The sequence below is a fragment of the Nonomuraea sp. NPDC049486 genome, from assembly GCF_040676925.1.
In the GTDB taxonomy this organism is placed as follows: domain Bacteria; phylum Actinomycetota; class Actinomycetes; order Streptosporangiales; family Streptosporangiaceae; genus Nonomuraea; species Nonomuraea ferruginea.
Map to the genome: position 1 here is coordinate 427,884 of NZ_JBFAPV010000003.1, position 24,571 is coordinate 452,454.

Sequence of the window (24,571 nt, forward strand, 5' to 3'; positions counted from 1 at the left end):
GTCCGAACATGAAGGCACTCGAAGGTGTCCGCGTCCTCGACATGACCCATGTCCAGTCGGGCCCGTCCGCCACCCAGTTGCTCGCCTGGCTGGGCGCCGACGTGGTCAAGCTGGAGTCCATCACCGGCGACATCACCCGGCAGCAGCTGCGTGACCTGCCCGGCGTCGACAGCCTCTACTTCACGATGCTGAACTGCAACAAGCGCAGCATCACGCTCAACATGAAGTCCGAGCGCGGCAAGGAGATCTTCACCGAGCTGGTGAAGCAGTCCGACGTCCTGGTGGAGAACTTCGGCCCCGGCGCCGTCGACCGGATGGGCTTCACCTGGGAGCGGCTCCAGGAGCTCAACCCGCGCCTGATCTACGCCTCCATCAAGGGCTTCGGCCCCGGCCGCTACCGCGCGTTCAAGGCGTACGAGGTGATCGCCCAGGCGATGGGCGGCTCGATGACCACCACCGGCTTCGAGGACGGCCCGCCGCTGGCCACCGGCGCGCAGATCGGCGACTCCGGCACCGGCATCCACGCCGTCGCCGGCATCCTGGCCGCGCTCTATCAGCGCCAGACCACGGACCGGGGCCAGCGGGTGCAGGTGGCCATGCAGCACGCGGTACTGAACCTCGCCCGGGTCAAGCTCCGCGACCAGCAGCGGCTGGCGCACGGCCCGCTGCGCGAGTACCCGAACAAGACCTTCGGCGACGAGGTGCCCCGCTCCGGCAACGCCAGCGGCGGCGGCCAGCCCGGCTGGGCGGTGCGCTGCGCGCCCGGCGGGCCGAACGACTACATCTACGTGATCGTCCAGCCGGTCGGCTGGAAGCCCATCTCGGAGATCATCGGCCGCGCCGAGCTGGCCGACGACCCCGAGTGGGCCACGCCCGAGGCGCGGCTGCCCAAGCTGGACAAGATGTTCCAGCTCATCGAGGAGTGGACGATCAGGCACGACAAGTGGACGGTCCTCGACAAGCTGAACGCGGCCAACGTGCCGTGCGGGCCGATCCTGTCCACCAAGGAGCTGATCGAGGACGAGTCGCTGCGCGAGGAGGGCATGGTCGTCGCGGTCGACCACCCGGAGCGGGGCGAGTTCCTCACCGTCGGCAGCCCGCTGCAGCTGTCCGACTCCCCGGTGGAGGTCAGGACGTCGCCCCTGCTCGGCGAGCACAACCAGGAGATCTACGGCGAGCTGGGCGTGAGCCCCGACGAGCTGGCCGAGCTCAAGACGAACGGAGTCATCTAGTGGAGCAAGGGGCGCGCGGCGCGGTCAGGGACGTGCTGGACAAGGCGCTGGCCGAGGGCCGCACGGCACTGACCGCCCCCGAGGGGCGCGGCATCTGCCAGGCGTACGGGATCGCCACCCCCGGGGAGGGCCTGGCCACCTCGGCGGGGCAGTCCGCCGAGCTGGCGGCCGAGATCGGCTTCCCGGTCGTCCTGAAGATCGTCTCACCGGACATCCTGCACAAGACCGACGCCGGCGGCGTGCTGGTCGGGGTGAAGACGGCCGAGGAGGTACGGGAGGGCTTCGACGAGATCCTGGCCAACGCGCGGGCGTACGACCCCGACGCCCGCATCGACGGCGTCCAGGTGCAGCAGCTCGTCGGCGGCGGCCACGAGGTCATCGTGGGCGCGGTCACCGACCCCACCTTCGGCAAGGTCGTCGCGTTCGGCCTCGGCGGTGTCCTGGTCGAGGTGCTCAAGGACGTCACCTTCCGGCTTGCCCCGGTTTCGGGTGATGAGGCGCTGGGGATGCTGGACGACATCAAAGCGGCTGAGGTGCTGCGTGGGGCACGCGGCGCGGAGCCGGCCGACCGCAAGGCGCTGGCGGAACTGATCGAACGCGTGAGCAGGCTCGTCACGGACTTCCCCGAGATCGCCGAGGTGGACCTCAACCCGGTCTTCGCCGACGCGCGCGGGGCGGTCGCCGCGGACGTGCGCATCATCATCGGCGAGCCGGCCAGGGAGCCCGACCGGCTGCCGAGGGAGGAGATCCTGCGGCAGATGACGCGGATCTTCAAGCCGCGCTCGGTGGCCGTGATCGGCGCCTCCGCCGAGGACGGCAAGATCGGCAACTCGGTCATGCGCAACCTCATCAACGGCGGCTACCAGGGCAGGATCTTCCCGATCAACCCCAAGGCCCCCGAGATCATGGGGCTGCCCGCGTACCAGAGCATCTCCGACGTGCCGCACGACGTGGACGTGGCCGTGTTCGCCATCCCCGCCAAGTTCGTCCCGGCCGCGCTGGAGGACGCCGGGCGCAAGGGAGTGGCCGGCGCGATCATGATCCCGTCGGGGTTCGCCGAGACCGGCAACGTCGAGGGCCAGCAGGAGATCGTGGAGATCGCCAGGCGGCACGGCGTGCGGATGCTCGGCCCCAACATCTACGGCTACTACTACACGCCGGAGAACCTCTGCGCGACGTTCTGCACCCCGTACGACGTCAAGGGCAGCGTGGCGCTGACCTCGCAGAGCGGCGGCATCGGGATGGCCATCCTGGGCTTCAGCCGGACCACCAAGATGGGCGTGTCGGCGATCGTCGGCGTCGGCAACAAGGCCGACGTGGACGAGGACGACCTGCTGACGTTCTTCGAGCAGGACGACAACACCAAGGCCGTCGCCATGCACCTGGAGGACCTCAAGGACGGCCGCGGCTTCGTCGACGCGGCCCGCCGGGTCGTCAAGGAGAAGCCGGTCATCGTGCTCAAGGCGGGGCGCACCGCCATGGGCGCGCGGGCCGCCGGCTCCCACACGGGGGCGCTGGCGGGCGACGACAAGGTGTACGACGACATCCTGCGGCAGGCCGGCGTGGTGCGCGCGCCCGGGCTCAACGACATGCTCGAGTACGCGCGGGCGCTGCCGATCCTGCCCGCGCCCAAGGGCGAGAACGTCGTCATCATCACCGGGGCGGGCGGTTCCGGGGTGCTCCTCTCGGACGCCTGCGTGGACGCCGGGCTGACGCTGATGGACATCCCGCCGGACCTGGACGAGGCGTTCCGCGCCTTCATCCCGCCGTTCGGCGCGGCCGGCAACCCGGTCGACATCACCGGCGGCGAGCCGCCGTCGACCTACCAGAACACGGTCCGGCTCGGCCTGGCCGACGACCGGATCCACGCGCTCGTGCTGGGCTACTGGCACACCATCGTGACCCCGCCGATGGTCTTCGCGGAGCTGATCGCCCGCGTCGTGGCGGAGGAGCGGGAGAAGGGCAACGTCAAGCCCGTCGTGGCTTCGCTTGCCGGAGACACCGAGGTCGAGGAGGCGTCGGAGTACCTGTTCGAGCACGGCGTGGTCGCGTACCCCTACACGACCGAGAAGCCGGTGGCGGTGCTGGGCGCCAAGTACCGCTGGGCAAGAGCGGCCGGGCTGCTGAGCTAAGAGCCGAGCTCATCACCTGGCGAGGGGGCGATCGGGGCAGCGCAGGAGAACAACCAACCCCCCAGGAGGTCCGTAGGTGGACACATCCAACACCCCGGCGACGTCTGCGCCGCCGGATGAGGACAAACGAGTATGGAAAGCGGGCCGGCTTGAGCCGATGCCCATCAGGAAACTCCCCGATGCGCCTCCCTCGGTGCACATCCTGGGGCCCACCGTCTTCCTCGTCGCCCTGGGCGTGGGGATGGGCGAGTCCTACATGTGGCCCAGGCTCGTGCTGCTGTTCGGGCCGGAGATCAGGTGGCTGTTCCTGATCGGCGTCACCCTGCAGGCCGTGGTGATGCTGGAGATGGCGCGGTACGCCATGGCCACGGGGGAGAGCATCTTCTCCGGCGCGGCCCGGGTGTTCAAGCCCATCATGTGGTTCTTCTTCATCGTCGCCGTCCTGGTCTACATCTGGCCGGGCCACCTGTCGGCCGGCGCGGCGGCGTTCGAGCAGATAACCGGGATCCCGTGGATGGTCACGGCCATAGCCGGGCTCATCCTGGTCGGGGTGATCTTCAGCCTGGCCAAGGTGATCTACAACGTCCTGGAGAACGTGCTGTCCTTGCTCATCGGCACGCTCGTGATCGGCACCTCCGTGGTCGCCGCGATGGTGGGCTCGTGGAACGACGTGGTCACCACCATCACCGGCATGTTCGCCTTCGGCTATCTTCCGGAGGAGGCCATGACAGCGGCGTGGTTCCCGGTCATCGTGGGCGCCTGCGCCTTCGCCGGACCGTCGGGCATGCAGCAGATGTGGTACACGCTGCACCTGCGCGACTCCGGAGCCGGCATGGGCGCGCACATCCCGAAGGTCCGCGGGCTGCGGCACGCGGGCGAGGAAGAGGCCATGCCCTCGCGGGGCTTCATGTTCGACACCGAGGACCCCGCGGAGATGGCCAAGTGGAAGGGCTGGCGGCGCTGGGTCACCTTCGACGCGCTGGCGCTCTTCTGGGGCATCACCATGCTGGTCACGATCTCCTTCACGGTGATCGCCCAGTCGGCGGCGCGGCTGAACCCCGAGGTGCAGACCGCGCTGCGGGGCGACGACCGGGACGTGGCGCTGAGCGCCATGTCCGAGGCCGTCTCCTCGGCGGGCAGCTCGGTGCTCGGCGGCGTCTTCCTTGGGTTCATCGCGCTGATCGGGCTCAACGCCACGCTGGGGCTCTTCGACTCGTTCTCGCGCGGCCAGGCCGACATGACCTACAACTTCGTGCCCGGCGCGAAGAAGCTGCGCATGTCGCACCTGTACGCGGGCTTCCTGTGGGGCGTGATCATCTTCGGCATCCTGATCCTGCTCTTCGGCCCGGCCGACGGGCCTGAGGGGATCCTGGACACGCTGGCGTTCCTGTCGACGTTCGCGATGGGCGCGTACTGCGTGACGCTGCTGCTGGTCAACAACCGCATGCTGCCCAAACCGATCAGGCCGAAGTGGTGGACCAACGTGATCATCGGCCTCGGCGCGGTGTTCTATCTGGGCATGCTGTTCTACAGCCTGTTCGCCTTCGGGGTGGTCGTGGGTTGATGATCGATCGGGACGACCTCGAACTCGCCCTGCCCGGGGCGACGATCGGAGCCGTCGCCGGTGCGCTGGCCGGCGGGCTGACCCTCCTCGCGGAGGTCCCCGCCGGCCTGGCCGCCCAGTCCGCGCTCGCACTGTCCGCGCCGCTCGCCTTCTTCGGCGGGCTGTACGGGGTGCTGCTCGGACGCGGCGTGTTCCGGCCCGGCACGTTCGGCCCCACCGGGCTCTACTGGATGGCCGCCTTCCCGCTGTCCCGGCTGCTCCAGGAGAGCGTCGCCGGGGCCGGGGCGAACGACGGCGTGCTCACCTTCCTGCTGTTCCAGGCGATGGTGAGTCTCGGCTTCGCGATCGGCTTCGTCTTCCTGCACGAACGGGTCATGCCGCCCTGGCTGATGCGCCGCCGCGCGGGCAACCCCCGCGCCGAGGCGCTGTTCGGCCTGTACGTCCGCCATGCCCAGGTCATGCAGACCAGGAAGGGAGCTCGTCGATGAACCTGCCCGCCTGGGTCTGGCTCGCCACGATCGGCGGTTTCGCGATCGTGCTCGCGCTGGACTTCTACCTCGTCGCCCGCAACCCCCGCGAGCCCTCCTTCCGGGAGTGCGTGGCCTGGGTGTCGTTCTACGTCGCCCTGGCCATCGCCTTCGGGTGCGGGCTGCTCTTCGTCTCGGGGGCGCAGCACGGCGGCGAGTTCTTCGCGGGATGGATCACCGAATACTCGCTCAGCGTCGACAACCTGTTCGTCTTCATTCTGATCATGAGCAGGTTCAGGGTGCCTCGGCAGTACCGGCAGAAGGTGCTGCTCATCGGGATCGTCCTGGCCCTGTTGATGCGCGGCGCCTTCATCGCCGCCGGCGCCGAGGCCGTGGCCAGGTTCGACTGGCTGTTCTACGTCTTCGGCGCCTTCCTGGTCTACACCGCCTGGAAACTGATCGGGCACGAGGAGGACGAGGCCGAGTTCAGCGAGAACGCCGCCCTGCGCGCGGTGCGCCGGGTGCTCCCGACCACGGACACCTACTACGGCGCCCGGCTCACCGTGCACCTGGGCCGCAGGATGGTGACGCCGATGCTGATCGTCATGGTCGCCATCGGCACCACCGACCTGCTGTTCGCGCTCGACTCGATCCCGGCCATCTTCGGGCTCACCAAGGAGCCCTACCTCGTGTTCACCGCCAACGCCTTCGCCCTCATGGGGCTGCGGCAGCTGTTCTTCCTGATCGGCGGCCTGCTCGACCGGCTGGTCTACCTGAGCAAGGGACTGTCGGTGGTGCTGGCCTTCATCGGAGTCAAACTCATCTTGGAGGCGATGCACCACGACGGCGTGTCGTGGGCGCCGGAGATCCCGATCCTGGTCTCTCTGGGCGTCATCCTCGGGACTCTCGCCGTGACCACGGTGCTGAGCCTGATGAAGTCGGCCCGCGACGCGAAGGCGGCAGGGGAGCCGCTGGAGGAGGACTCGGCGTCGTCCGATCCGGTGCGTTCGGACTCGGAGCGCTGAGGCGCGCCGCGCGCGGGGGGCGCCACCCCTGTGCGCGGCACCTCAGCCGTCAGCGCGCGCTCTTGTGCACGTGGCGCTGCTCGGCCCACCGGGTCAGGAACCGCTCCGCGTCGTCGGCGGAACGCTGCTTCCTGAGCGCGGTGGCCAGGCCGATCCCGATCGGCCGGCCGTCGGCGGGCTGACCGAGGGGATCTCCAAGGAGGAAGCGGGCAAGCTTCTTCATCTCTGTTCACCTCCTTTCGTCGCCTGGTTTCAGACAAAAATCGTCCCAAACCTCTGCTCGAAGTGCCGGGGGCGACTTCCGCGTCCCCATCCTCTGCCCGAGGTGTTACGGGATAGGCGTCCGGGTGTGAACGCCGGGTCAACCGGTGGCCGGCGTCCGCGGGCGGCGGCGCCGGACCGGCTTGGGTGCGGGCTCCACCGGCTCGCTCTCGCGCTGCTCCATGTAGGAGGCGCGGGTGTGCTCGGTGTGCTCGCGCATGATGTGGGCGGCCCTCTCCTGGTCGCCGCGCTCGATGGCGTCGATCAGGGCGGTGTGCTCCTCCCAGGAGGCCATGCCGCGCTGCCGGGCCACGGGCGTGTGGTACCACCGCACGCGGCGGGCGACCTGGCTGGCCAGCTCGGACAGCACCTTGTTGCCGGACAGCTCGGTGACCAGGGCGTGCAGCTCGGAGTTGGTGGCCACCGCGCCGTCCACGTCGTCGGACTGGACGGCCTCGATGCCGCGCCGGCACAGGGCGCGCAGCCGGGCCACCCCGTCCTCGCCGGCGTGCCGCGCGGCGAGCCTGGCGGACTCGGTCTCCAGCAGCGCGCGGACTGCGAGCAGCTGGTCGGCCTCCTCCATCGTGGGGATGTGGACGAACGCGCCCTGACCGGGGTGCAGGTCGACCCAGCCCTCGCCGCTGAGCTGCTGCAGCGCCTCGCGGACGGGCTGCCGCGACACGCCGAGCAGCTCGGCCAGCTCGCTCTCGACCAGGTGCTGGCCGGGCTTGAGCTGGCCGGAGACGATGAGCTCCTGGATGGCCTCGATCACGCTCTCCCGGAGCGTGGCTGGGCGGGGGATCTTGGGGGCCGCCGCCCGACCGGCCTGATCCGACAGCAACATGATTCTGACTCCAGGGGCTGACGAAATGGTTTTGGTCGACTGCCTACAGCATACCGCCCCGTACCTTCGGCTGATCGTGAGTCTCATCACAGAGACCGAGGTCACAGGGGCATCATGACGGGGAGGCCCGTCATAGGGGGGATCGTGACGGGCCGGCCCGTCACAACGGGATCGTGGCGGGCAGGCCGGGGGTGCGCAGCCGCGTCGACGCCAGCGCGGGCAGCGCGGCGAGCCCCGCGGCGAGCAGGAGCGCCGTCGCGGGCGCGGTGAGCGCGTACGCGGCCATGGCCACACCGAGCACTCCTGCCACGGCCTTGGCGCTGTAAACAACCGCGTGGATCTCGCAGGTCTGCCGTTCGCCGAAGAACTCCCTGACCAGGCTCGCGACCAGCGGGTAGAACGCCCCGCCGCCCAGCCCGGCGGCGATCGCGCCGAGCCAGAGCAGCGGGCTCCCGGCCGCGACCCCCAGCACGGCCCCGGCGTCCAGCGCGGCCCCGGTCCCTGGCGCGGCCCCCGCGTCCAGCGCGGCCGCGTTCGCGGCTTCCGGGGGCAGGCCCGCCACGCCGCCGGCCGGTCTGGCGGTGGGGTTCATGGCGCCTGCCAGGAGGACCTGGCCCACCGCGAGGAGTCCGAGCACCGAGGCCAGCACCAGGCGGCGGCCGAAGAACTCCGACAGCCGCATCGCGACCGCCCGCCCGCCGCCGTTGAGCGCCACCATGAGGGCCAGCGCGCCCCACGCTCCGGTGCTCGCCACGACCACCACGTCGAACACCGACACCGCGCCCGCGCAGGCCAGGATCACCGCCAGGGCCGGCAGCGCCCGGGTGCGCAGCGCCTGGGCCAGCCCGAACTGCCGCACCGCGCCGGGCGTCCTGCGCAGCCGCGCCGCCTCCAGCGCGTGCGCGCGGGGCTCCACCGTCTCCGGCCACCAGCCCTCGGGGGCCAGCCGCAGGGACCTGGCCGCCGTCCCGATCGCCGCCGCGGCCAGCAGCGCCGCCACCGCGAACACGGCCGGCGTCATGGCGGGCGCGAGCCCGGCCCACACCAGGAGCGGCGCGGAACCGTACCCGAAGGCGCCCGTCACCATGCTCACCCGGGCGGCGGGACGGTCGGGATACCAGGAGGAGACCACCTCGCCGCAGACCCCGTACACGGCTCCGGCGCCGAGTCCGCCGAGCACCGCGTAGCCGAGCAGGGCGAGGGGGAGGGCTCCCGCGCCCACGAGGGCGGCCGTCAGCAGGCCGAGCGTCGTGAGGGCGGCGCCGGCGGCCAGCGCGGCGCGGACCGGCAGGCGGCCGCGGCGGACCAGCCGCAGGGCCGGCAGCGCGCCCACGGCCTGGAAGACGATGCAGGCGGCCAGCAGGATCAGCCCGTTCGCGTCCGTGGCCAGCAGGGCCGCGAAGCCGTACTGCAGGGGACCGATCGCGGCCATGGCGGCCAGCGCGAGACGGAACATCCGGGTGCGGTCGGCGGGCACCGGTCCCACGAGGTAGGAGCGCCCGCGCCAGTCCCTGACAGTTGTTGCATTCTCCATACCGTATGGAATATCCGGTACACCGAGCCCTGTCGAGGGTCTGGACGAGGGATATTCCATACGGTATACCGTCTACAAAGGAGGCTCGAATGGACCTGTACGAGTATCAGGCGAAGGAGCTCTTCGGGCGCCACGGGATACCGATCCCCGCGGGCAAGGTCGCGGCCACCCCCCAGGAGGCCCGCGCGATCGCCGCCGAGCTGGGCGCGCCCGTCGTCATCAAGGCCCAGGTGAAGACCGGCGGACGCGGCAAGGCGGGCGGCATCAGGACCGCCCCGGGCCCGGCCGCCGCCGAGGACGAGGCCGGCCACGTGATCGGCATGGACATCAAGGGGCACACCGCGCACCGCGTGCTCGTCGAGACCGCCACCGTGCCCTTCGAGGAGTACTACGCGGCCTTCCTCGTGGACCGGGCCGAGGGCGGGTTCCTCGCCATGGTGTCCGCCCAGGGCGGCATGGAGATCGAGGAGCTGGCGGCCACCGACCCCGACGCCATCGTGCGCGTCCAGATCGACCCTGAGACCGGTGTGGACGCGGAGACGGCCCGGCAGCTCGCGGCCAAGGCAGGGCTGCCGGAGGCCGCCGCGCAGGTGCTGGAGCGGCTGTGGCGGGTGATGGTGGCCGAGGACGCCGTCCTGGTCGAGGTGAACCCGCTGATCTGCACCGCAGACCAGCGGATCGTGGCCCTCGACGGCAAGGTGACGCTCGACGGCAACGCCGCCTACCGCCACTCCTGGGAGTACGCGGAGCCCGCGGACAGCCTGGAGGACAGGGCCAGGGCCAAAGGGCTCAACTACGTGAAGCTCGACGGGCGGGCCGGCGTCATCGGCAACGGCGCCGGCCTGGTGATGAGCACGCTGGACGTGGTGGCGGGCGCGGGCGCGGCCCCGGCCAACTTCCTCGACATCGGCGGCGGCGCCTCGGCCCAGGTGATGGCCGACGGGTTGGAGATCATCCTGGCCGACCCGGACGTGCGCTCGGTGCTGGTGAACGTCTTCGGCGGCATCACCGCCTGCGACGCGGTGGCCAACGGCATCGTGACGGCTCTGGAACTGCTCGGCGAGCGCGGCCTCGGCCGGCCGATCGTCGTACGGCTGGACGGCAACAACGCGGAGGCCGGGCGGCGCATCCTGAGCGAGGCCAGGCACCCGGCGGTCCGGCAGGTCCCCACCATGGACGGCGCCGCCGAGACGGCGGCCAGACTCGCGGCAGGTGCGTGATGGCGATCTTCCTGACCAAGGACAGCCGGGTGCTCGTGCAGGGCATGACCGGCGCGGAGGGCACCCGGCACACGGCCCGCATGCTGGCCGCCGGCACCGACGTGGTGGCCGGGGTGACGCCCGGCAAGGGCGGCCGCACGGTCGACTTCGGCGAGCGCACGGTGCCGGTGTTCGGCTCGGTGGCCGAGGCCGCGGCGGAGACCGGCGCGGAGGTGTCGGTGGTGTTCGTGCCGCCGCGCTTCACCTTCGGCGCCGTCGAGGAGGCCGTCGCCGCGCGGGTGCCGCTCTGCGTGGTCATCACCGAGGGCGTGCCGGTGCACGACACGGTACGGTTCCGCGCCCTGGCGGCCCGCGCCGGCACCCGGATCATCGGCCCGAACTGCCCCGGCCTGATCAGCCCCGGCCAGTCGTCGGCCGGGATCATCCCCGCCGACATCACCTCCGCCGGGCGGATCGGCCTGGTGTCCAAGTCCGGCACGCTCACGTACCAGCTCATGTACGAGCTGCGCGACCTCGGCTTCTCCACCGCGGTCGGGATCGGCGGCGACCCGGTGGTGGGCACCACGCACATCGACTGCCTGGCGGCCTTCCAGGAGGACCCCGGCACCGACGCGATCGTGATGATCGGCGAGATCGGCGGCGACGCCGAGGAACGGGCCGCCGCCTACATCGCCGGGCACGTCACCAAGCCGGTCGTGGCCTACGTCGCCGGGTTCACCGCGCCGGAAGGCAAGACCATGGGGCACGCGGGCGCGATCGTGTCCGGCTCGTCCGGCACCGCCCAGGCCAAGAAGGAGGCCCTGGAGGCGGTCGGCGTCCGGGTCGGCCGCACCCCGTCCGAGACGGCGCGGCTGCTGCGCTCGGCGCTCGGGAGGCTCTCGCCATGAGGTTCGACGTCAACCTGTCCATCCTGTTCACCGACCTGCCGCTGCTGGAGCGGCCCGCCGCCGCGGCCAAGGCCGGGTTCGACGCGGTGGAGCTGTGGTGGCCGTTCGGCACGGCCGAGCCGTCCCGCGCCGAGCTGGACGCGCTCCGCGCGGCCATCGAGGACGCCGGCGTGCGCCTGGTGGGGCTCAACTTCGACGCCGGGGACATGGCGGCGGGCGAGCGCGGCCTGCTCGCCCGGCCGGACGACTCCGCGCGGTTCCTGGCCAACGTCGGCGTCGCCGCCGGCTTCGCCGCCGAGCTGGGCTGCGGCACGCTCAACGCGCTGTACGGCAACGACCCGGGCACCGACCGGGCGCTGGCCGTGGCGAATCTGCGGGCGGCGGCCGACGCGGCGGCGGACGCCGGCGCCACCGTGGTCGTCGAGGCGCTCAACTCCCGGGAGAACCCGCACTACCCGATCACCTCGTCGGCCGCCGCCTTCGACCTGATCGACGAGGTGGGCCGGGACAACGTGGCCTTCCTGGCCGACCTGTACCACCTGCACGTGATGGGGGAGGACGTGCTCGCGCTCATCGACGCGCACGCCGCCCGGTTCGGTCACGTGCAGATCGCCGACGACCCCGGCCGCGGGCAACCCGGCAGCGGGCGCATGCCGTACCCGGAGATCTTCGCCCGGCTGGCGGCGGCGGGCTACCGGGGGCACGTCGGGCTGGAGTACCGGCACGAGGGGCCGGGCGCGTTCGCTTGGAGGCGGCAGTGACCATAGCTTTCATCGGCCTCGGGATCATGGGCAGCCCGATGGCCGCCAACCTCGTCAAGGCCGGGTACGACGTCGTCGGCTACGACGTCAGCGCCGAACGGGTCGCCGAGCTGGAGGCCCGCGGCGGCAAGGGCGCGGCCGGGGTCGCCGAGGCGGTCGCCGACGCGGACGTGGTGATCACCATGCTGCCCGACTCGCCGCAGGTCGAGGAGGTCGCGCCGGTCGTCGTCGCGCACGGCGCGTCCGGCCTGATCTACCTGGACATGAGCACGATCAGGCCGGACACCTCCCGGTGGGTCGCCCGCGAGGCCGCCGCCAAGGGCGTCCGCGCCCTGGACGCGCCGGTGAGCGGCGGCGAGCGCGGCGCCGTCGACGGCACCCTGTCGATCATGGTGGGCGGCGACCCCGAGGACTTCGCGGCGGCCCGGCCGGTGCTCGGCGCGCTCGGCACCACGATCGTGCACGTCGGCCCGCCCGGCGCGGGCCAGACGGTCAAGGCCGCCAACCAGCTCGTGGTGGGCGGCATCTACGGCCTGGTGGCGGAGGCCATCGTGCTCCTGGAGGCGTCGGGGGTGGACCCGGTGGCCGGTCTGGACGTGCTCGCGGGCGGTCTGGCCGGCTCCCGGATCCTCGACATCAAGCGGCACACCATGATCAGACGGGAGTTCGCCCCGGGCTTCCGCATCGACCTGCACCACAAGGACATGGGCATCGCCGTGGCCGCCGCCCGCGAGGCCGGCGTCGCGCTGCCGCTCACCGCGCAGGTGGCCCAGCTCGTCGCGGCCGCCCGCGCCCAGGGCCACGGCTCGCTCGACCACTCCGCCCTGCTCAAGGTCGTCGAAAGGTTCAACGGATGAACGCCGTCCCGTGCATGGAGGCCGTGGTCAAGGTGCTGGAGTCGGAGGGCGTGGACACCGTCTTCGGCATCCCGGGCGCCGCCATCCTGCCGCTGTACGCGGCGCTCCAGCACAGCTCGATCCGGCACATCACGGTCCGCCACGAGGAGGGCGGCACGCACGCCGCCGACGGCTGGGCCCGCGTGACCGGGAACGTGGGCGTGTGCATCGGCACCTCCGGCCCCGCCGGCACCAACATGATCACCGGGCTCTACACGGCGATGGCCGACTCGATCCCGATGATCTGCGTCACCGGTCAGGCGGTCAGCTCGAAGCTGCACCAGGAGGCGTTCCAGGCGGTCGACATCGTGGAGATCGCCAAACCGGTCACCAAGTGGGCGGTGCAGCTCAAGGAGCCCGCGCAGGCGCCGTGGCTGTTCCGCGAGGCGTTCCGGATCGCCCGCTCGGGCCGGCCGGGGCCGGTGCTCGTCGACCTGCCGCTGGACGTGCAGCGCGGGACCTGCCGGTACGATCCCGCGGTCGACGCGCCGCTGCCCGTCGAGGAGCCCAGGCCGCTGCCCCAGGCGGTGCGCAGGGCGGTGGACCTGCTGGCCGCCGCCAAACGGCCGCTGATCCTGGCCGGCGGCGGCGTGATCATCGCCGACGCGCACGAGGAGCTGCGCCGCCTGGCCGAGCACCTTCAGGTGCCGGTGCAGGTGACGCTCATGGGCAAGGGCGCCTTCCCGGAGGACCACCCGCTGTTCGCCGGGATGGCCGGCATCCAGACCCAGACCCGGTGGGGCAACGCCGCCTTCCTCGACAGCGACCTCGTGCTGGCCGTGGGCGCCAGGTTCGGCGACCGGCACACCGGCGACCTCGACGTCTACCGGGGGAACCGGCGGTTCATCCACGTCGACATCGAGCCCATGCAGCTCGGCCGGGTCTTCGAGCCCGACCTCGGGATCGTCGGGCACGCCCGGCCGGTGCTGGCCGGGCTGCTGGACGAGGCGCGCTCCCGGCACCCCGCCCCGCGCCGGCCGGGCAAGTGGGTGCGCCGGGTCGGCGAGCTGCGCGCCACCCTGGTCCGCAGGGACGACTTCGAGGACGTGCCGATCAAGCCGCCGAGGGTGTTCCGCGAGATCAACGAGCACTTCGGCAGGGACACCACGTTCGTCACCGCCATCGGGCTCTACCAGATCTGGTCCGGCCAGTTCCAGACGACCTACCTGCCGCGCCGCTACCTCGTGTGCGGGCAGGCCGGGCCGCTCGGGTGGGAGGTGCCGGCCGCGATCGGGGTGAAGACCGCGCACCCGGAGCGCGACGTCGTGGTGGTCGTCGGCGACTACTCCTTCCAGTTCCTCATGGAGGAGGTCGCGGTCGCCGCCCAGTACAACATCCCGTTCGTGATCGTCATGATCAACAACGAGTATCTGGGTCTCATCAGGCAGGCCGAGATCCCGTACGGCATGAACTTCGCGGTGGACCTGCACTACGGGGAGGGCGGCATCGACCATGTCAAGGCCATGGAGTCCTTCGGCTGCCCGGCGCGCCGGGTGGAACTGCCCGGCGACATCCGCGACGCGCTGGCATGGGCGTCCGGCGAGGCGGCCCGCCGGCGGCTTCCGGTGCTGGTGGAGGTGATGGTGGAGCGCGAGGCCAACGCCGCCATGGGTCCTTCGCTGGACGCCGTCAAAGAGTTCGAGCCGCTGCCCGAGCTCGTCGCCGTCGACTGGTCAGACTGAGAGGAAGGCTCATGCAGGTCAAACCGGGCACGTCCTGGCAGGACGCGTACGACAGGTGCTGCGAGGGGGCGCCGGAGGCGTTCCACCACGACAGGGTGCTCAACCACTGGGGCGGGTTCTGGCAGCGGGACGGGCGGCCCGCGCCGGTGTTCTCGCCGGTGGACGGCACCGCCATCGCCGGGCCGCCCCGGCTCGACCGGGCCGGCGCCGCGCGCGCCGTGGCGGGCGCGGTGGAGGAGCACCGGCGGTGGCGGCACGTGCCGCTGGAGGAGCGCAAGGCGCGGGTGTCGGCGGCCGTGGAGTCCATGGCCGCGCACCGCGACCTGCTCGCGCTGCTGCTGGTGTGGGAGATCGGCAAGCCGTGGAAGACGGCCCGCGCCGACGTCGACCGCTGCCTCGACGGGGTGCGCTGGTACGTGGAGGAGATCGACCGGATGGCGGCGGGGCGCGCCCCGCTGCCCGGCCCCGTCAGCAACATCGCGAGCTGGAACTACCCGATGAGCGTGCTCATGCACGCCATGCTCGTGCAGGCGCTGGCCGGCAACGCGGTCATCGCCAAGACGCCGACCGACGGCGGGTTGTGCTGCCTCACCCTGGCGTGCGCGCTCGCGGTCCGGGAAGGGCTGCCGTTCACGCTGGTCAGCGGGAGCGGGGCGGAGCTGTCACCGGTGCTGGTGGCGGGCAGGTCGCTGGGCTGCGTGTCGTTCGTGGGCGGCAGGGACGCCGGCGGGCACGTCGCGGGCTCGCTGTCCGACCTGGACCGGCGGCACGTGCTGGAGCAGGAGGGGCTCAACTGCTGGGGCGTGTGGGAGTACTCCGGCTGGGAGCTGCTCGGCCGGCAGATCCGGGCCTCCTTCGACTACGGGAAGCAGCGGTGCACCGCCTACCCGCGGTTCGTGGTGCAGCGGTCGCTGTTCCACGAGTTCCTCGGGGCCTACCTGGAGGCGGTGGGGTCGCTGCGGTTCGGGCATCCGCTCGCCGTCGCCCATCCCGGCGATCCGCTGCCGGAGCTGGACTTCGGGCCGCTGATCAACGCCTCGAAGGCCAAGGAGCTGGCCGGCCAGGTGGACGAGGCGGTGGCGCGGGGGGCGGTGCCGCTGCACCGGGCGTCCGTGGAGTCCGGAAATTTCCTGCCCGGTCAGGATATTTCCGCTTACTTTGCGCCGGTGGCCCTGCTCGACCCGCCCCGCTCGTCCCCGCTCCACCACGCCGAGCCGTTCGGCCCCGTCGACAGCTTCGTGCTCGTCGACACCGAGGCGGAGCTGCTGGCCGCGATGAACGCCAGCAACGGCGCGCTGGTCGCCACGCTCTCCTGCGACGAGGAGGACACGTACCGCAGGCTCGCCCCGGACGTGCGGGCGTTCAAGGTCGGCCACAACCGGCCACGCTCGCGGGGCGACCGCGAGGAGCTGTTCGGCGGGCTCGGCGCCTCCTGGCGCGGCGCGTTCGTCGGCGGCGAGCTGCTCGTCAGGGCCGCCACCCAGGGCCCCGACGGCGAGCGCCTGCCGGGCAACTTCCCCGGCTACACGCTCATCCCCTAGAGGAGCCCGAACCGGGTCGCCACCAGCAGCACCAGGAACGTCAGCATCGCCACCCGCAACAGCTTGCCGCCCACCCCGAGCGACGGCCACGACAGATAGGCCAGCCAGCCGACGAACACCACGACCGGCAGCGCGGCCAGCCCGCCCAGCCAGCTCTGCACCGCGAACCCGGCCAGCAGCAGCACCACCATGACGGCGGGCGTCACCCAGCGCGGCACCTGCGTGAACAGGAACGCCATCGGCGCCGCGCTGCGCCGCTCCACGGCCTTGCGCATCCCCGTCGCCCCGGGCGTGAAGAACTGCTCGCCCGGCGGCAGCGGCCGCTTGGGCTTGCCCTGGTGATCCTCGCGGGGCTGCGCCAGCGGATGCTTGAGGCGGTCGTCGTCAGTGGCCACGGCCCGAGCCTAGCGCCGCCCGAATCGCCCCGGCATCCATCGAACGTCTGACATGCTGGGGGCGTGCTCGCCGTGATCCGTTACACCGTTCCAGAGGCCCAGTCGCAAGGCTTCGCCAAGCAGGCCGAGGTCATCCTCGACACGCTCGCCGCCCAGCCCGGCTACCTGCGCGGCAGGCTCGCCAGATCGGTCGACGAGCCCAACCTGTGGGCCCTGGTCACCGAGTGGGAGGGCGCCGGGTTCTACCGCCGGGCGCTGTCCACCGCCCGGATGGAGATGTACCCGCTCATGATCCTCATGGTGAACGAACCGTCCGCCTTCGAGGACGTTCTCGTCCAAGACGGGGCGTAGCGATAGTCGGGCGCGGAGCCGCTCGCCCTTCCCCTAAGCTGGGATCTCACACATTCATTTCCTCGCCGACCTCCAGCCGGAAAGAGATCCGATCAACATGGCACGACGCACCGACGTCATGGACACCATCGTCAGCCTCGCCAAGCGCCGCGGGCTCGTATACCCGTCGAGCGAGATCTACGGCGGACTGCGCGCGTCCTGGGACTACGGCCCGCTGGGCGTCGAGCTGAAGAACAACGTCAAACGGCAGTGGTGGCTGTCGACGGTCCAGTCGCGCGACGACGTGGTGGGCCTCGACTCCAGCGTCGTCCTGGCCCGCGAGGTCTGGCAGGCCAGCGGCCACGTCGAGACCTTCACCGACCCGCTCACCGAGTGCCAGTCCTGCCACAAGCGCTACCGCGCCGACCACCTGCTCGAGGCGTACGAAGAGAAGAACGGCAAGGCCCCCGAGCGCGGCCTGGCCGACGTCACCTGCCCCAACTGCGGCAACAAGGGCGCCTTCACCGAGCCCCGCCAGTTCAGCGGCCTGCTCAAGACCTACCTCGGCCCGGTCGAGGACGAGTCCGGCCTGGCCTACCTCCGGCCGGAGACCGCGCAGGGCATCTTCATCAACTACCTCAACGTGCAGCAGTCGGCGCGCAAGAAGATCCCGTTCGGCATCGGCCAGATCGGCAAGTCGTTCCGCAACGAGATCACGCCCGGCAACTTCATCTTCCGCACCCGCGAGTTCGAGCAGATGGAGCTGGAGTTCTTCGTCAAGCCCGGCTCCGACGAGGAGTGGCACCAATACTGGATCGACGAGCGCTTCCGGTGGTACTCCGATCTCGGCATCGCCAAGGACAACCTGCGCCTCTACGAGCACCCGCAGGAGAAGCTCTCCCACTACGCCAAGCGCACCGTCGACATCGAGTACCGCTTCAACTTCGCCGGCGGCGAGTGGGGTGAGCTGGAGGGCATCGCCAACCGGACCGACTTCGACCTGACCGCCCACTCCAAGGCGTCCGGCACCGACCTGAGCTTCTTCGAGCAGGAGACCGGCGAGCGCTACGTGCCCTACGTGATCGAGCCGTCGGCCGGCGTCGACCGGGCCACGCTCACCTTCCTCATCGACGCCTACACCGAGGACGAGGCGCCCAACGCCAAGGGCGTCATGGAGAAGCGCACGGTCATGCGGCTCGACCACCGGCTCGCCCCGGTCAAGGCCGCGGTGCTGCCGCTGTCGCGCAACGCCGACCTGTCGCCCAAGGCCCGCGACCTGGCCGCGGCGCTGCGCAGGCGGTGGAACGTCGAGTTCGACGACGCGGGCGCGATCGGCCGCCGCTACCGCCGCCAGGACGAGATCGGCACTCCGTTCTGCATCACGGTCGACTTCGACACGCTCGAGGACAACGCCGTGACCATCCGCGAGCGCGACTCCATGGGCCAGGAGCGCATCTCCATCGACCAGGTGGAGAGCTACCTGCGCCAGCACCTCAACGACTGACGCGCGCCGCGTCGCGGGGGGCCTCTCTACGGAGGGGCCCCCTTCTGTTGTGTGCCGCGCCGCTCACTCCAGACCCCGTGCACCGAAAAATCATGTAAAAGCCAGTGTTACGCCCCTTTTCGCGTGCCCTTGATGGAGTGGCCCCCATAGCTGAAAGACAGGGGGATCCATGGCACGCACAACACTTCTCGCGCTCGTCCTGGCCGCCGCCGGTGCGCTCCTCGCGACCGGCGGCGCCGCCATGGCCGAGCCGGAGCCTTCGGCGCTGGAACTGCGGGTCGTCGTCGACGACTGCCCCGAGGCCAGGCCATGACCGAAGCCGCGCTGCTCGAACGGGCGCTGTTCGAGGTCAAGAGGGTGATCGTGGGGCAGGACCACATGGTGGAGCGGCTGCTCGTCGCGGTCCTGGCCCGCGGGCACTGCCTGCTCGAAGGGGTGCCCGGCATCGCCAAGACGCTGGCCGCCGAGACCACCGCCACGGTCGTCGGCGGCACGTTCTCGCGCATCCAGTTCACGCCCGACCTGGTGCCGTCCGACATCGTCGGCACCCGGATCTACCGGCCGTCGACCGAGACCTTCGACATCGAGCTCGGCCCGGTGATGGTCAATCTGCTGCTCGCCGACGAGATCAACCGGGCGCCCGCCAAGGTGCAGTCGGCGCTGCTGGAGATCATGGCTGAGCGTCAGGTCAGCATCGGCGGGCGCACCTACGAGGTGCCCAGGCCGTTCCTGGTGCTGGCCACCCAGAACCCCATCGAGTCGGAAGGCGTCTACCACCTGCCGGAGGCGCAGCGCGATCGGTTCCTGCTCAAGGTGGACGTCGGCTATCCCAGCGAGTCGGAGGAACTGGCGATCGCCTACCGCATGAGCGTGGACCCGCCGCGACCACAGCCGGTCCTCACCCCCGACCAGGTGGTGGCGCTGCAACGGCGCGCCGACGAGGTGTTCGTGCACCACGCCGTCGCCGAGTACGCCGTCCGCCTCGTCCACGCCACCCGCGAGCCCGAGCGTTACGGGCTGCCCGACCTGCGCGGGCTGCTCGCCTTCGGCGCCGGCCCGCGCGCCACCCTCGGTCTGCTCGCCTCCGGCCGGGCGCTGGCGCTCATGCGGGGTCGCGAGTACGTGCTGCCGGAGGACGTGCGAGACCTGGCGCACGACGTGATGGCGCACCGGCTGGTGCTGTCGTTCGACGCGCTGGCCGACGACGTCCCGCCGCGGGCCGTCGTGGACCGGGTGCTCGCGGCGGTGCCGCTGCCGGTCGTCGCCCCGCAGCAGGAGTCAGCGGCATGAGCTCCTACCTGACGGCCGAGCCCGCGCTGCGCAGGCTGGAGCTGACCATCACCAGGCGGCTGGACGGGCTGCTGCAGGGCGAGCATCTCGGACTGTTCCCCGGGCCGGGCAGCGAACCCGCGGAGGCTCGCCCGTACCAGGCCGGAGACGACGTGCGGCGGATGGACTGGAACGTCACCGCGCGCACGAACGAACCCCATGTGCGCGAGCTCGTCGCCGATCGCGAGCTGGAGATCTGGGCGCTGCTCGACGCCAGCGCCAGCATGGACTTCGGCACGGCGTCGATGGAGAAGCGGGAGCTGGCGCTGGCCGCCCTCGCCGCGGTCGGCTTCCTCACCCAGCGCACCGGCAACCGCATGGGCGCGCACCTGCTGCACGGAGACGGCGTCCGGGTGCTGCCGGCCAGGACCGGGCGGCCGCACCTGATGGCGCTGCTGCGAGCCGTGTTCTCGCTGCCGCGCACCCCGCCCGGCACCCCTGGGTCGCTCCTGGGCGCCGCCGCCGATCAGCTCTGCCGGACTGTCAGGCGGCGCGGCCTCGTGGTCGTGGTGTCGGACTTCCTGGACGCGCCGCGGACGTGGGAGGGGCCGCTGCGACGGCTCACCGCCCGGCACCAGGTGCTGGCGGTCGAGGTCCTGGACCCGCGGGAGCTGTCGCTCCCCGACGTGGGCGTCCTGACGCTCGTCGACCCGGAGACGGGGCGGCGGCGCGAGGTCTCCACGGCCGGCGCCCGCCTCCGCCTGCGCTACGCCGAAGCGGCCGCCGGCCAGCGGGCCGCCATCGAAGCCGGCCTGCGCCGCGCGGGGGTCGCCCACCTGCGCCTGCGCACGGACGGCGACTGGGTACGCGACCTGGTGCGCCACGTCCTGAAACACCGCCGCCTCGCCCACCGCTCCGCCACCGCGGGGCCTTCCCCCGCACCCCTTTCAACCACCACGACGGCAGGCCGCCCTTCCGGAAACGGCCCCTCACCCGAGCCCGCTGGATCCGGAGAGGGCCGGAGACGGGGGCTTGCCCGGCTCGCCGCCTTCCGCCGCGCCCTCGCCCGCTCCGACGCCCCGTCTGAGGAAGACCGTCCGCTCGGTCAGGGGCGGCCGGCTGGGAGGGGGCAGGTCGTCGGTGAGGGGCCTCCGCCGGGAGGGGGTGAGGTCGCATGACGCTGCTCTCGCCGATGTGGCTGCTGTTGCTGGTGCCCGTCGCGTTGCTCGCGGCAGGGTACGTGGTCGCGCAGAGGCGGCGCACCGAGTACGCGGTGCGGTTCACGAATCTCGATCTGCTGGACAAGGTCGCCCCGCGCGGGCCGGGGTGGCGCAAACACGTGCCGGCGGCGTTGTCGCTCGCCATGTTCGTGCTGCTGGTGGGCGGGTTCGCCAGGCCGACGGCCGAGGTGACGGTGCCGAGGGAACGGGCCACGATCATGGTGGCGTTCGACGTGTCCGCCTCGATGGCGGCCACCGACGTCAGCCCCGACCGGTTCAGCGCGGCCAGGCAGGCGGCCACCCAGTTCGTGGAGCACCTGCCGCCCCGGTTCAACCTGGGCCTGGTGGCGTTCTCCGAGAATGCTTCGGTCGTCGTGCCGCCGACCACCGACCGCCCGGCAGTGCTCGGCGCGCTCGACCGGCTGACCACCACCGCGGGCACCGCCATCGGCGAGGCCGTCTACTCCTCGCTGGACGCCATCGAGGCGCTCGACACCGAGGAGCAGGCCCCGCCCGCGCACATCGTGCTGCTGTCCGACGGCGAGAACACGACCGGCCGGACCGTCGAGGAGTCGGCGCGCGAGGCGGCGGCCCGAGGCGTGCCCGTCACCACGATCGCCTATGGCACGCAGGAGGGCGTCATCGAACTCCAGGGAAGACAGTTGCCCGTGCCGGTGGACGGCCCCGCGCTGCAACGGCTCGCGGAGACGGCCGGTGGCGGCTTCTACGAGGCGGCCAGCGGCGATGAGCTCCAGGCCGTGTACGAGGACATCGGCACCTCGGTCGGCTATCGGACCGAACGGCAGGAGATCTGGCAGTGGTTCGTCGCGGCGGGACTGATCGCGGCGCTGCTGGCGGCGGCCACCTCGATGCTCTGGTTCGCGAGGCTGCCGTGAACGGGCTCGGCAGGCCCAGCGGCCCCGCCTTCACGCAGGTGCCCCTTGCCGTCCCGCCGCCCTCCCGCCCCGTGGAACCCGCGCGCCGGGGCGGTCGTCTCCTGGTGACCGCCGTGCTCGTCGCGGCGGTCACCGGTGCCGCGGCCGGACTGGCGGGGGCGGCCGCCTTCCGATACGGGGAACCCGCCACCGCACTGCCCCGGGCGGCGCCGGCCGTCTCGGGCGGCGCGACCGGGCTGAGCGCGACGGCCTCGATGGTCCTGCCGAGCGTGGTGTCCGTCGAGGCGGGCCGGGCAGGCGGGTCCGGCTTCGTGGTGGACGGGAGCGGCCATGTCCTCACCAACGCGCACGTGGTGCGGGGCGCGTTCGACGTGACGGTGGTGCTCAGCGACGGCCGCAGGCTGGGCGCGCGGGTACTCGGCTCCGACGACGACGAGGACCTGGCCGTGCTGGAGGTGGTGGGCGCGGGTTCCGCCCGGCTGCCGCCGGCCACGCTGGGCCGGTCGGCGGACCTGTCGGTGGGGGAGCAGGTGCTCGCCATCGGCTCGCCGCTCGGCCTGTCGGGGACGGTCACCGCCGGCATCGTCAGCGCCACCGATCGGGAGGTGCGGCTGGGCGGCGCGTCCCGTACCGCGGTGCAGACCGACGCCTCCATCAACCCGGGCAACTCCGGCGGCCCGCTGGTCAACGCCCGCGGCCAGGTCGTGGGGGTGAACACCGCGATCGCGGCCGGGCGGGGCGGTGGCAACATCGGCATCGGGTTCGCCATCCCCATCGACCGGGCCGCGCCCATCGCGGACCGCCTCATCCGAAACTAGGGTCCGAAGTATGCGATTGCTGGTCGTCGAGGACGAGGAAGACCTGGTGGAGGCGTTACGCGTGGGCCTGGTCCGGGCCGGATACGCGGTCGACGTGGCCGCCGACGCCCTCACCGCGCACGAGAAGCTCCAGGTCAACTCCTACGACCTGGTGCTGCTCGATCTCAACCTGCCCGGCGGCGACGGTTTCCAGCTGTGCCGGGCGGTCAGGGCGACGGGCGACGGCGTGCGCATCATCATGGTCACCGCGCGGGACCGGCTGGACGACCGCGTGCGCGGACTCGACGAGGGCGCCGACGACTACCTGGTCAAGCCGTTCGCCTTTCCCGAACTGCTGGCGAGGGTCAGAGCCCTGCTGCGCAGGGACACCGGCGGCACCTCCGTCCTCGAGGTGGGAACGCTGCGGATCGATACCGCGAGGATGGAGGTGTCGCTGGACGGGCGGGCGCTGGCGCTCACCCCCAAGGAGTACGGCGTCCTGCACTACCTGATGACCAGACCGGGCTACGTGGTCTCCAGCGAGGAACTGCTGGAGCACGTCTGGGACGAGCACGCCGACCCGTTCACCAACACCGTCCGGGTGACCGTCGGCAACCTGCGCCGCAAGCTCCAGGCCGACGGCCTGATCGAGACCGTCATCAGCCGGGGGTACCGGCTCAGGGAGCCCGCATGATCCACACCATCCGGTTCCGGCTCACCGTGCTCTACTCGGGGCTGCTCTTCCTGCTCGCGGCGCTGGTGCTGGGCGGCATCTACTACGCGGTCTCCCGTACGACCGAGCAGCGCTCGTACGCGACCGAGATCGCGAAGACGTACCGGGACGGCGAGTACGTCGGCAAGCAGGAAGTGGTGTTCATCGAAGAGGTGGAGAACGCGATCAACGTCGGGACGCTCGCCACCCTGCGCGACTACTCGCTGTACACGCTGGGCGGGCTGTTCGCGGCGAGCCTGGGCATCGGCTGGCTGCTGTCGGGCCGGGTGCTGCGGCCGGTCCGGTCGATCACCCGTACCACCGAGGAGATCCAGGCGACGGACCTGTCACGGCGGATCACCCTGCGCGGCCCGAGCGACGAGTTGAAGGACCTGGCCGACACCATCGACACCATGCTCGACAGGCTGGAGGAGGCGTTCCGGGCGCAACGGCAGCTCATCGACGACGCCTCCCACGAGCTGCGCAGCCCACTGACGATCATCAGGGCGAACGTGGACGCGGTGCTGCTGTCGCCGGAGGCGAGTGAGGAGGAGCGCGGCCGGGCCGTCGCCGTCGTGGACCGGGCCACCACCCGGATGACCCGCCTGGTCGAGGACCTGCTGGCCAGCGCCCGCAGGCAGGGCACCGCGTTCGCCGACACCGACCTGGACCTGTCGCGGGTGGCCGTCGAGGCCTGCGAGGAGTACGCGGCGCTGGCCACCGCGCGCGGCCTCACCATCACCAGGCGGCTGATGCCCGGCCTGGAGACGACCGGCGACCAGGACGCGCTCCGGCGGGCGGTGGCCAACCTGCTGTCCAACGCGGTGCGGCTGTCCCCGCCGGGCGGGCGCGTGCGGGTGGCCGCCGGCCGGTGGGGGGCGACGGACATGATCTCCGGCGGAGCGTCCCGCCTGCGGCCGCTGCACCGCGCGGCGGGCTGGGCGGCCGCGAGGTCCGGCCACCAGAAGGCCGGTCACCGGGAGGCCGCCGTGGACGAAGCCGGCGGCTGGCTGTGGGTGGCCGTGCGCGACGACGGCCCGGGGCTGGCGGCGGAGGACCAGGCGCGGGTGTTCGACCGGTTCTGGCGCGGTGAGGCCAGCCGCCGCGACCGGCACACCGGGCTGGGGCTGGCGATCGTCAGGCAGATCGTGGAGTCGCACGGCGGCAGGGTGGCGGTGCACTCGCGGATCGGGGAAGGGGCCACGTTCGTGCTGTGGCTACCGGCCCGCGGCGGCGCCCCCGGCCCGGCGCCCGACCACAACCCGTTCCCCTGACGGTCCGGCCTGCTGCCATCGTCGCGCCTGCGGCATCTGTGGGCCGCCGCGCGGGTGCCGGCTGATCTCCATGACCGACCCGTACGCCAGCCCTTCCGACGGCTTGTATAGCAGTGATCCGATTCTGC

The 24,571-nt window shown here is 71.8% G+C and carries 24 protein-coding genes; 20 read left to right on the forward strand and 4 right to left on the reverse strand.

What is annotated here, in order from left to right; all coding sequences use genetic code 11:
* Positions 1 to 8 precede the first annotated feature (8 nt).
* From frc to AB0K05_RS10895, 5 genes are all read left to right on the forward strand, one after another.
* On the forward strand, positions 9 to 1,232 hold the full coding sequence (gene frc / locus AB0K05_RS10875; RefSeq protein ID WP_271274742.1) for a formyl-CoA transferase: 1,224 nt from the start codon (positions 9 to 11) through the stop codon (positions 1,230 to 1,232).
* Entirely contained in the window at positions 1,232 to 3,364 is a 2,133-nt protein-coding gene (locus AB0K05_RS10880) for an acetate--CoA ligase family protein (protein ID WP_271274743.1), read from the forward strand. Before frc ends, AB0K05_RS10880 begins: the two co-directional genes overlap by 1 nt.
* A gap of 157 nt (positions 3,365 to 3,521) precedes the next feature.
* Positions 3,522 to 4,928 (forward strand): Nramp family divalent metal transporter, encoded by a 1,407-nt coding sequence (locus AB0K05_RS10885; RefSeq protein WP_148033366.1) that lies wholly within the window; start codon positions 3,522 to 3,524, stop codon positions 4,926 to 4,928.
* Positions 4,928 to 5,416, forward strand: a complete 489-nt coding sequence (locus AB0K05_RS10890; RefSeq protein WP_148033365.1) for a hypothetical protein — start codon at positions 4,928 to 4,930, stop codon at positions 5,414 to 5,416. Before AB0K05_RS10885 ends, AB0K05_RS10890 begins: the two co-directional genes overlap by 1 nt.
* On the forward strand, positions 5,413 to 6,420 hold the full coding sequence (locus tag AB0K05_RS10895; protein ID WP_148033364.1) for a TerC family protein: 1,008 nt from the start codon (positions 5,413 to 5,415) through the stop codon (positions 6,418 to 6,420). Before AB0K05_RS10890 ends, AB0K05_RS10895 begins: the two co-directional genes overlap by 4 nt.
* A gap of 49 nt (positions 6,421 to 6,469) precedes the next feature.
* On the opposite strand, the gene AB0K05_RS10900 is transcribed toward AB0K05_RS10895, so the two are convergent.
* The 3 genes from AB0K05_RS10900 to AB0K05_RS10910 form a co-directional block, all read right to left on the reverse strand.
* Entirely contained in the window at positions 6,470 to 6,643 is a 174-nt protein-coding gene (locus AB0K05_RS10900; RefSeq protein WP_187281307.1) for a hypothetical protein, read from the reverse strand.
* 138 nt (positions 6,644 to 6,781) lie between these two features.
* The gene (locus AB0K05_RS10905; RefSeq protein ID WP_219549729.1) at positions 6,782 to 7,525 is read right to left on the reverse strand and encodes a GntR family transcriptional regulator; all 744 of its coding nucleotides are present in this window, start codon (positions 7,523 to 7,525) and stop codon (positions 6,782 to 6,784) included.
* 160 nt (positions 7,526 to 7,685) lie between these two features.
* A complete protein-coding gene (locus tag AB0K05_RS10910) occupies positions 7,686 to 9,059 on the reverse strand; it encodes a hypothetical protein (protein ID WP_364228443.1) in 1,374 nt (457 codons plus the stop codon).
* A gap of 89 nt (positions 9,060 to 9,148) precedes the next feature.
* On the opposite strand from AB0K05_RS10910, the gene sucC reads away from it, so the two are divergent.
* The 6 genes from sucC to AB0K05_RS10940 are packed head-to-tail and all read left to right on the forward strand — an operon-like array spanning position 9,149 to position 16,046.
* Entirely contained in the window at positions 9,149 to 10,279 is a 1,131-nt protein-coding gene (gene sucC, locus AB0K05_RS10915; RefSeq protein ID WP_364228445.1) for an ADP-forming succinate--CoA ligase subunit beta, read from the forward strand.
* Positions 10,279 to 11,166, forward strand: a complete 888-nt coding sequence (sucD, locus tag AB0K05_RS10920; protein ID WP_219549733.1) for a succinate--CoA ligase subunit alpha — start codon at positions 10,279 to 10,281, stop codon at positions 11,164 to 11,166. Before sucC ends, sucD begins: the two co-directional genes overlap by 1 nt.
* Entirely contained in the window at positions 11,163 to 11,927 is a 765-nt protein-coding gene (locus tag AB0K05_RS10925; protein ID WP_364228447.1) for a TIM barrel protein, read from the forward strand. Before sucD ends, AB0K05_RS10925 begins: the two co-directional genes overlap by 4 nt.
* Entirely contained in the window at positions 11,924 to 12,784 is an 861-nt protein-coding gene (locus AB0K05_RS10930) for a 2-hydroxy-3-oxopropionate reductase (protein ID WP_219549735.1), read from the forward strand. Before AB0K05_RS10925 ends, AB0K05_RS10930 begins: the two co-directional genes overlap by 4 nt.
* Positions 12,781 to 14,505 (forward strand): glyoxylate carboligase, encoded by a 1,725-nt coding sequence (gene gcl / locus AB0K05_RS10935; RefSeq protein ID WP_148033357.1) that lies wholly within the window; start codon positions 12,781 to 12,783, stop codon positions 14,503 to 14,505. The genes AB0K05_RS10930 and gcl overlap by 4 nt, the downstream gene beginning before the upstream one ends.
* 11 nt (positions 14,506 to 14,516) lie before the next feature.
* The gene (locus tag AB0K05_RS10940; RefSeq protein WP_364228450.1) at positions 14,517 to 16,046 is read left to right on the forward strand and encodes an aldehyde dehydrogenase family protein; all 1,530 of its coding nucleotides are present in this window, start codon (positions 14,517 to 14,519) and stop codon (positions 16,044 to 16,046) included.
* Here AB0K05_RS10940 and AB0K05_RS10945 read toward each other — a convergent pair.
* Positions 16,043 to 16,441: a DUF6703 family protein gene (locus AB0K05_RS10945; RefSeq protein ID WP_364228452.1), complete on the reverse strand. Its 399-nt coding sequence runs from the start codon at positions 16,439 to 16,441 to the stop codon at positions 16,043 to 16,045. The genes AB0K05_RS10940 and AB0K05_RS10945 overlap by 4 nt on opposite strands.
* A 63-nt stretch (positions 16,442 to 16,504) precedes the next feature.
* On the opposite strand from AB0K05_RS10945, the gene AB0K05_RS10950 reads away from it, so the two are divergent.
* From AB0K05_RS10950 to AB0K05_RS10990, 9 genes are all read left to right on the forward strand, one after another.
* The gene (locus AB0K05_RS10950; protein WP_148033355.1) at positions 16,505 to 16,792 is read left to right on the forward strand and encodes an antibiotic biosynthesis monooxygenase family protein; all 288 of its coding nucleotides are present in this window, start codon (positions 16,505 to 16,507) and stop codon (positions 16,790 to 16,792) included.
* 97 nt (positions 16,793 to 16,889) lie between these two features.
* Positions 16,890 to 18,275, forward strand: a complete 1,386-nt coding sequence (locus tag AB0K05_RS10955; protein WP_187281306.1) for a glycine--tRNA ligase — start codon at positions 16,890 to 16,892, stop codon at positions 18,273 to 18,275.
* A 169-nt stretch (positions 18,276 to 18,444) separates the two neighbouring features.
* Positions 18,445 to 18,588 carry a hypothetical protein gene (locus tag AB0K05_RS10960; RefSeq protein WP_271274750.1) on the forward strand — a complete coding sequence of 48 codons (144 nt, stop codon included), beginning with the start codon at positions 18,445 to 18,447 and terminating at the stop codon, positions 18,586 to 18,588.
* A complete protein-coding gene (locus AB0K05_RS10965; protein WP_364228454.1) occupies positions 18,585 to 19,565 on the forward strand; it encodes a MoxR family ATPase in 981 nt (326 codons plus the stop codon). The genes AB0K05_RS10960 and AB0K05_RS10965 overlap by 4 nt, the downstream gene beginning before the upstream one ends.
* Positions 19,562 to 20,722: a DUF58 domain-containing protein gene (locus tag AB0K05_RS10970; RefSeq protein ID WP_364228456.1), complete on the forward strand. Its 1,161-nt coding sequence runs from the start codon at positions 19,562 to 19,564 to the stop codon at positions 20,720 to 20,722. The genes AB0K05_RS10965 and AB0K05_RS10970 overlap by 4 nt, the downstream gene beginning before the upstream one ends.
* Entirely contained in the window at positions 20,719 to 21,660 is a 942-nt protein-coding gene (locus AB0K05_RS10975) for a VWA domain-containing protein (RefSeq protein WP_271274752.1), read from the forward strand. Before AB0K05_RS10970 ends, AB0K05_RS10975 begins: the two co-directional genes overlap by 4 nt.
* Before the next feature lie 104 nt (positions 21,661 to 21,764).
* On the forward strand, positions 21,765 to 22,478 hold the full coding sequence (locus AB0K05_RS10980) for a trypsin-like peptidase domain-containing protein (RefSeq protein ID WP_271274753.1): 714 nt from the start codon (positions 21,765 to 21,767) through the stop codon (positions 22,476 to 22,478).
* A 10-nt stretch (positions 22,479 to 22,488) separates the two neighbouring features.
* Positions 22,489 to 23,151: a response regulator transcription factor gene (locus AB0K05_RS10985; protein WP_148033350.1), complete on the forward strand. Its 663-nt coding sequence runs from the start codon at positions 22,489 to 22,491 to the stop codon at positions 23,149 to 23,151.
* On the forward strand, positions 23,148 to 24,443 hold the full coding sequence (locus AB0K05_RS10990) for a HAMP domain-containing sensor histidine kinase (RefSeq protein ID WP_364228459.1): 1,296 nt from the start codon (positions 23,148 to 23,150) through the stop codon (positions 24,441 to 24,443). The genes AB0K05_RS10985 and AB0K05_RS10990 overlap by 4 nt, the downstream gene beginning before the upstream one ends.
* Positions 24,444 to 24,571 lie beyond the last annotated feature (128 nt).

Bases quoted from the DNA above. Each gene is read 5' to 3' on its own strand.
- frc (WP_271274742.1), top strand. From the start codon at position 9: ATGAAGGCACTCGAAGGTGTCCGCGTCCTCGACATGACCCATGTCCAG.
- AB0K05_RS10885 (WP_148033366.1), top strand. From the start codon at position 3,522: ATGCCCATCAGGAAACTCCCCGATGCGCCTCCCTCGGTGCACATCCTG.
- AB0K05_RS10890 (WP_148033365.1), top strand. From the start codon at position 4,928: ATGATCGATCGGGACGACCTCGAACTCGCCCTGCCCGGGGCGACGATC.
- AB0K05_RS10895 (WP_148033364.1), top strand. From the start codon at position 5,413: ATGAACCTGCCCGCCTGGGTCTGGCTCGCCACGATCGGCGGTTTCGCG.
- AB0K05_RS10900 (WP_187281307.1), bottom strand. From the start codon at position 6,643: ATGAAGAAGCTTGCCCGCTTCCTCCTTGGAGATCCCCTCGGTCAGCCC.
- AB0K05_RS10905 (WP_219549729.1), bottom strand. From the start codon at position 7,525: ATGTTGCTGTCGGATCAGGCCGGTCGGGCGGCGGCCCCCAAGATCCCC.
- AB0K05_RS10910 (WP_364228443.1), bottom strand. From the start codon at position 9,059: ATGGAGAATGCAACAACTGTCAGGGACTGGCGCGGGCGCTCCTACCTC.
- sucC (WP_364228445.1), top strand. From the start codon at position 9,149: ATGGACCTGTACGAGTATCAGGCGAAGGAGCTCTTCGGGCGCCACGGG.
- sucD (WP_219549733.1), top strand. From the start codon at position 10,279: ATGGCGATCTTCCTGACCAAGGACAGCCGGGTGCTCGTGCAGGGCATG.
- AB0K05_RS10925 (WP_364228447.1), top strand. From the start codon at position 11,163: ATGAGGTTCGACGTCAACCTGTCCATCCTGTTCACCGACCTGCCGCTG.
- gcl (WP_148033357.1), top strand. From the start codon at position 12,781: ATGAACGCCGTCCCGTGCATGGAGGCCGTGGTCAAGGTGCTGGAGTCG.
- AB0K05_RS10940 (WP_364228450.1), top strand. From the start codon at position 14,517: ATGCAGGTCAAACCGGGCACGTCCTGGCAGGACGCGTACGACAGGTGC.
- AB0K05_RS10955 (WP_187281306.1), top strand. From the start codon at position 16,890: ATGGCACGACGCACCGACGTCATGGACACCATCGTCAGCCTCGCCAAG.
- AB0K05_RS10960 (WP_271274750.1), top strand. From the start codon at position 18,445: ATGGCACGCACAACACTTCTCGCGCTCGTCCTGGCCGCCGCCGGTGCG.
- AB0K05_RS10965 (WP_364228454.1), top strand. From the start codon at position 18,585: ATGACCGAAGCCGCGCTGCTCGAACGGGCGCTGTTCGAGGTCAAGAGG.
- AB0K05_RS10970 (WP_364228456.1), top strand. From the start codon at position 19,562: ATGAGCTCCTACCTGACGGCCGAGCCCGCGCTGCGCAGGCTGGAGCTG.
- AB0K05_RS10975 (WP_271274752.1), top strand. From the start codon at position 20,719: ATGACGCTGCTCTCGCCGATGTGGCTGCTGTTGCTGGTGCCCGTCGCG.
- AB0K05_RS10985 (WP_148033350.1), top strand. From the start codon at position 22,489: ATGCGATTGCTGGTCGTCGAGGACGAGGAAGACCTGGTGGAGGCGTTA.
- AB0K05_RS10990 (WP_364228459.1), top strand. From the start codon at position 23,148: ATGATCCACACCATCCGGTTCCGGCTCACCGTGCTCTACTCGGGGCTG.